Below are 6509 nucleotides of genomic sequence, written 5' to 3'. Positions count from 1 at the left end.
GCCGCGGTGTGATCTCAGCCGTCATCGCGGATCACGCGGGCGCGTTTGGGGCGGATCGTCTTGTTCAGGTCCACGACGTTGGCGTCGGAGGCGACCTTGCGGACCTTGGCGTCTGTTGCCGTGACGGTGACCAGGTCCTCGGGTCCGCAGGAGAAGATGTCGCAGAGGGCGGCGACCATCATCAGGGACACACGTTCCGGTCGTTGGGTGACCAGCCGGTATACCTGGGAGGCCGAGAGCTCGATGCCGCGTTCTTTTAGCAGTGGGCCCAAGTCGGTGCTGTTGTGCATTCCGCGGGCTGCCATCAGTTCGGCAAGCCGCCACCGGTAGTCGATCTCTCGTTTCATGAGGTTCAGTCTTCCATTCCAGCAAGTGCGTCCCGGACGGTGGAGTCCAGGGCACGGCGCAGCGTTTTGACCCGGTAGTCGCTGGAGACAGAGGTATAGAGGGCCGTGGTCGAGGCGTGCTCGTGTCCAGCCTGGTGCTGGACGAACAGGGGGTCCATGCCGGCTTCGATCAGGTGGGTGACGTAGGAGCGGCGCAGCGAGTGGATGTCCAGGCCGGGGGAGAGGCCCAGGTCTTCGCAGTAGCGGTTGAACCTGCGGTTCAGTGCCGTTTCGGAAACAAGGGTGCCGCGTTCGGACGGGAACAGGTCCAGCCCATCGGTCATGTGCGGGTGGCCGCGTTCCAGCCAGTCGGCGATGATCTCCGCCGACCAGTCAAACACCGTCAGGACGCTGCGGCGTTTCGGGGGAGATCCCCGCATGGCCTTGCCATAGCGGACCTGCAGCAGCCCGTACTTGCCGAACTCCCGAGCGTGCGGGTTCCGGGAGAAATCCACTGTCTGCAGGTGCCGGACCTCGTTACGACGCAGGCCCCAGCAGTAGGCCACTTTGAACAGGACAGCATCGCGGTAGGCCGGCAGCCAGCCCTTGCGTCCTAGGGTCGCGATCCGGTCCACCTCGTCATCGGCCCGGTCAAAGAAAGCCTGCAACTCCTGCTTGGTGAACGGGCGCCGGACAGGAGTTGACTCTGTCGCCTGCGCATGGACCGCGGTGTTCCAGTCAAAGCAGACCTGCGAAGGGTGCGTTCCGAAGTACCGTTCGCAGACCCGGTCCCAGCCGTACTCGGGCGACGCCGCATAGGCGCAGAATGCCCTCAGCCCTGCCTGGTAGCTCCGGATAGTGGACTGGGCGGCGTGCTTCACGCTGCGCAGATCCCCGAAGAACTCGTCCACGTGGGCCGGCGTCCACTGCCACGGATACTCGTTCGTGGACTCCTGGAACCGTGTCACAAGCCGTTCCCGGCCCTCGATGGTGCCAAACGACAGGTTCCTGCTCAACTGCTGGTTGCGCCAGCCGGTGAGCATTTGGGTGAACAGGTGGTCCTCCGGGTGAAGGAAACGCGCGGCGCCGAAGTCGAGCACCCGTCCCGCTGAATCGACCGCCACAAACCCTCCTGAGACATTGCATTGGATGCAAGAATCATGCAATTAATGCTGGATCCCCGCAAGTCCGCGGATTAGAGGGCCGCTCCATGGTTATGCACTCCAGCCCTTGAGGGCCGCATGGCGGATTTGGCAGTACCTCCGGCTGGCTATTCGCATGGCGTCCCCGCAGGTCACAGGCATAGTTCTACTTCAAGAGATACGGTACAGGGTAGCAATGGGCGGAGGAGGGGTGATCGTGCATCAGATGCAATAATCATTGTTTTGGTTGACATAATATAGATTATCGGTGAAATAGAGTAGTGCGAGAGGGCGTGAAACCACCTACCCGGGGGTCGCTACAGAAAACGGGTTTTATTGTGTCGTAGGCTGCGGAGTTTGCCGGGTTTGGTGGTGTTGCGCCAGGTGTAGTTGCCGGTGAGGTTGAGGTGTTCGGGTCTGCCCCGGGTGTGCGGGAATGGTCCGTTTCTGACATGGGATGTTGGCCAGGCAAAGCCCAAGTACGGGTGAAACCTGCCACGCCCCGGTTGCCGTACCGCTCAATAATCTCCGTTTTCACACCCAACCACCTTAACGTGCGATTTTTCACATCCTCCACGATCACCCCTTAGGGTGCTCTTTTGACTCGTATGTTTAGGGTGCCGGTGATGTTGATGTTTCCTAGGTGTTTCCAGGGTGACCACCATGTTCCTGGGTTTGCTTGTTGAGCATTGTTTAAAGGCATTACACCTTGACCACCGGTAAGAACCATGCCCTCGGGGGCATCTTGATCTACTTGAAGGATCGGCCCTATCCAGCGGATCTCTTCTCGTTTACTGTTTCCTTGAGGATTACCTAGAGACCCTTGCCAGTAATGATCCCATGACCCCGGGTCTTGGCAGGTCAAGGTCTTACCAGCATCTTCCACGCGACAATTACGGAGTTGTGAGTTAGTCCATGTTTTACCTCGGTCTAAGGAAGAAGCAGTAGGCACAATCGCTTGGTCAGGAAAACGGGATCGGTGAGGGGCTCTAAAACGTATTGTCCCAACAGAATCGGCGTATATTTCACTACCAGCATTAGACACTCCCCAATTCACACGCCCCTGCCCACCAGCAGAAATCGCTGTAGGTTCATATATGCTACCTACCCCAGGGTAGTCACTCTGTGTAACCTCTATATTAAGCTTCCCAGTAAATTTAGGATCGCCAATTTCATGCCAGTTACCGGTTTTAGCTTGAAGCACTTCCCTCTTTGGGCCAATATCCCAAGCAACATTGCCTTCAAATTTCTTCCCAGCCGGGGCATCCCGGTTCACCTTCACCACGGGGGAGAAAGCCCGGACTTCTTCTCGTTTACTGTTTCCTTGAGGATTACCTAAAGACCCTTGCCACCAGGGGCCTCGAGAAGAAGCTGGAGAGGAACAGGATAATATTTTCCCGTCTTCTTCCACACGACAATCCCTTAAACGAGCAGACTCTTCTGCCCATGTATTACCAGCATCAAGAGAATACAAAGTATTGACACTCTCTTGATCTACAAACTGGGAGTACTCAGGAGCCCTAAAAACCATCCTCCGATCTTTTTGACTATGGGTCTCAAATCCAGTATTAGACACGGTAAACCAAACATTACCCTGCTTACCAGCAGAAATCTTCGCCACGGGAGACCGATCCACCAAGCCAGTAATACTCACTGTCTCAGCTGCAGTAAACTCAAGACGAAGACTTGACTTAACATTGATTTTACCCAGATCATTCCAGCCACCATCTTGGGCTTGATAAGCACTATTTAGGCTTAATACACCTTCACCTTTGGATCTCTGGCCTACCGGAGCATCACTATCTACTTGTACTAAGGGATACATCTCACGGTACTGCGTCCAAGCATTCGCACTCGAAATGTTTCCAATAGCCCCGGGCCAGTAATTATCCCAATCACCTGGAGTCTGACACACTAACTCCTTACCATTATCGTAAGTCCGACAACCACGCATAGGAGATTTATTCACAATCGGCATCTTTGAACCGTTAAACGACACTGGCACCGTCTCCTGATCCACAAACCGAGAATACTCCGGAGCAACGAACTTCATCTGACCTTGATACCCATAAGACCAGACCTCACGTCCATCATTACCCACACCCCATAGCAACCTACCCTGCCCACCAGCAGGAATCTTAGACACATCAGAACTATCCGTCGAACCGAAGAAACCATTCCTAATGGTAACCTCAACATATAAGCCGGCCCGAGCTATCGTAGTATCGTATTCATTCTCTTGATCAGAAGCGATTCGCGTACCAATTGCCGGGTTCCACCACCCATCTTGGGCTACTGATGATGGGTGATTTGAAGATAAGTGCCCGCTACCAGTAACTAAGCCTATAGAAGCATTATCATCAACTCGTACGAGCGGCTGAAATCGTAGAGTACCCTCATTTTTCGAGTTCCCCCTCTCATTACCTAAACTACCTTGCCAATAGTTGCTCCTCTTACCGGTGCCGCGGCATATTAATGTTTTCTCACCATCTTCACGACGACATCCTTGAAGACCGGGATCATCCTGCCAGCTCTGACCACCATCTATCGAATACGTTGAAGGAACAGCTTCTTGCTCCACAAAACGCATACCCTCTGGGGCTGTGAACTTCATCTCTCCCTTAAAATCAGACCAGACCTCACGACCAATATTAGCAACCACCCAATTCACCCGCCCTTCCCCACCAGCAGCGATTTTCACAGGAGATGGACGATCCACCAGACCAGAAAAATCAGGACCAATCGGTTCAGGAAGCTGCCACCACCAAGCAATAGCTTCTGCAATTCTTTGAGCTAAACTTCCGACACCAGCAGCCACCCCAAACGCAGGAAAAAACACCGAAGCAGTGATAATCGCTAATGCGACAACATTCTCAAGAATGATTTGAGGATCACTCTTATTGATGCCATCAACAATGCCAATACCTTGACTTAGGCCAGGGATAAGCGATAGTGCTTGTGCCACATTCTCTAAGTCTGCTGGATCCCGGGACGGATCGGTAGCCATAAGATACATATTCCTAGACCAATCCGCTATATCAACAGCAAAGAGAGCATTACTAGCACTAAACCCACTGATCAATCGCTGCTTAATTTTCTGATTATATTTCCGAGCTGAGTCTTTACTCTCCCACGTCTTTGGATTCTTACCTTCTTCTAGTAAAGCTTTATTTTCAGGACTTTTTAAAAATTCTTGAGCAGTCTTAGAAGCCCTATTATGAATCACATCTTCTCGAGGTGCGTTACCAATAATTTCCGCATCAGGATTATTTTTCAGGAAGTTCTCAACGTCTTTTACGCGATCCCATGTCTGCTGGGAAACTTCAGATTCAGATGAATTTGGGATACATGCAATAAGAGAACCTCTCACACACGAGGGAAGCTTCCAAGAATTCTTAGAACCACGTCTAGTCAGAATCTTTTCTACTTCTTGCGGGTTCCTGGCCTGATCATCCGTGATCTTCGCCACCCCTTCCGGAAGGGCCCTAAGACGATATTCCACATCATCAACACCAACTCCCATACGCCTTGCGATAACTTCCGCCGGTTGTCCACGTATGTCACTGAAATTGGAATAATGTCGACGCGGGTTCAGCCCCCACTCTTCCATTAACGAAGTCTCTGTAACACCAAAGGTGATAGTACGAGCATTCATAACCCTTTGAAGATTAGTAGCTTTCTCATAATTTCCTGCCTTTGTGGCTTCCGTGATTAATTTCTCGGCAGCCTGTTTAGAACCCACTGCAGCAGGATCCTCAATGCCACTTTTACCGTTCATCTTATTAATTGCGGTGTTGTAAATTAGGTGGTCTTGACCCCCAACCGTACGAACCTCTTCAGCCTTGATATAAACAGGATTTTTCTCCTTAGCCCCATTACTTCTCTCATATTTCACCTGAACCGGCACTACATATCTGTCGCCGGTAGGGACATTTCCTTGCAAATAATGAGAAGTATGAATAAGTTCATGCGCTAAAATTGCTTTCTCCGTTAAAACGAACCGTGACCGATCCTCAATATTCATCCCAGTAAGAACAGAAGATTCATCCGAAACCGTAATACCGGCTACCGAACCCTGAAAATTCTTTGAATCCTGAACATTAAAAGGATAGGCAGCAGCTCCTTTTTCCGTAAGATCAACACCTCGATGAATCACCACCGTGACATCACGGTATCCGGTATCCAAAGGCATACCCACTTGAGTCAATGGACGCATCCCGCTGATCCCCCTCAGCAGTCGTTGACCTTGACGAGACTGGCCTAATTCCTCCAATAAGCCACGCATCCGCTCCACAAAAGCATCAGCACTCTCTCTTCCCCCACCACCATCACCATCAAAACGAACAAGCTTCCGCTCAGTAAGCCCGCCTCCCGCCTGAGACTCTGCAGCAGGAGCAAAACGATCCAAGCCGATCACAATCCCTGTATCAGACCCATCCATCACCACCCGCACGCCCCGCAACTCAGGCCCACTTCCTTCAGGCATCTTCACCACAACCTGATCACCTAACCTAAACCCAGCACCAGGCACCACACCCCTTCCAGGCACAGAACCCTGCCCCTGAACAGCAGACCCACCAACCACCCCAGCAGGTGCTGCTACCGCAGTAGCCGGCAACACACCCACCACCACACCAACCGCCACCACCGACGCCACCACAACCCGAACCAACCCAGAAAACCATATGAAAGAGACCATAAAACAGTATGATCCACCACACACCCAAAAAAACAAAATAAAATTCACTCTAAACACATATTTTTATGAACTATCAGGGGTCGCTACAGAAAACGGGTTTTATTGTGTCGTAGGCTGCGGAGTTTGCCGGGTTTGGTGGTGTTGCGTGGGTCTGCCCCGGGTTTGGTTGACATCTGATCTGTGAGGATTCGTCCTCGCTGGAAGGATGTATCTCTTGCCCAAGCCCTATCCGAAAGAGTTCCGTGACGATGTCGTGGCTGTGGCCCGTAAAGCCCGGGCCCCGTTATCGCAGATTGCGAGAGACTTCGGGATTTCCGAAGCCTCGTTGTTCAACTGGCTGAA

At 52.3% G+C, this 6509-nt stretch carries 4 protein-coding genes; 1 reads left to right on the top strand and 3 read right to left on the bottom strand.

All coding sequences use genetic code 11. From position 1 onward, the window contains the following. Positions 1-14: 14 nt before the first annotated feature. The 3 genes from C501_RS0100380 to C501_RS13745 form a co-directional block, all read right to left on the bottom strand. Positions 15-347 (bottom strand): helix-turn-helix domain-containing protein, encoded by a 333-nt coding sequence (locus C501_RS0100380; RefSeq protein ID WP_018133663.1) that lies wholly within the window; start codon positions 345-347, stop codon positions 15-17. A gap of 5 nt (positions 348-352) precedes the next feature. Then, positions 353-1450 carry a tyrosine-type recombinase/integrase gene (locus C501_RS0100375; RefSeq protein ID WP_018133662.1) on the bottom strand — a complete coding sequence of 366 codons (1098 nt, stop codon included), beginning with the start codon at positions 1448-1450 and terminating at the stop codon, positions 353-355. 604 nt (positions 1451-2054) lie between these two features. Then, the gene (locus C501_RS13745) at positions 2055-5954 is read right to left on the bottom strand and encodes a M91 family zinc metallopeptidase (protein ID WP_169332098.1); all 3900 of its coding nucleotides are present in this window, start codon (positions 5952-5954) and stop codon (positions 2055-2057) included. A gap of 427 nt (positions 5955-6381) precedes the next feature. Here C501_RS13745 and C501_RS0100365 point away from each other — a divergent pair. Continuing rightward, the coding region (locus C501_RS0100365) for a transposase (protein WP_026174448.1) at positions 6382-6509 on the top strand (128 nt) is incomplete at its 3' end.

This window comes from Acaricomes phytoseiuli DSM 14247, assembly GCF_000376245.1.
Classification (GTDB): Bacteria; Actinomycetota; Actinomycetes; order Actinomycetales; family Micrococcaceae; genus Renibacterium; species Renibacterium phytoseiuli.
Note: the sequence above shows the minus strand (reverse complement) of the source record. Positions and strands in the feature narration are given on the sequence as shown.

Coding starts and splice junctions, on each gene's coding strand:
- C501_RS0100380 (WP_018133663.1), bottom strand. CDS start 347: ATGAAACGAGAGATCGACTACCGGTGGCGGCTTGCCGAACTGATGGCA.
- C501_RS13745 (WP_169332098.1), bottom strand. CDS start 5,954: ATGCCTGAAGGAAGTGGGCCTGAGTTGCGGGGCGTGCGGGTGGTGATG.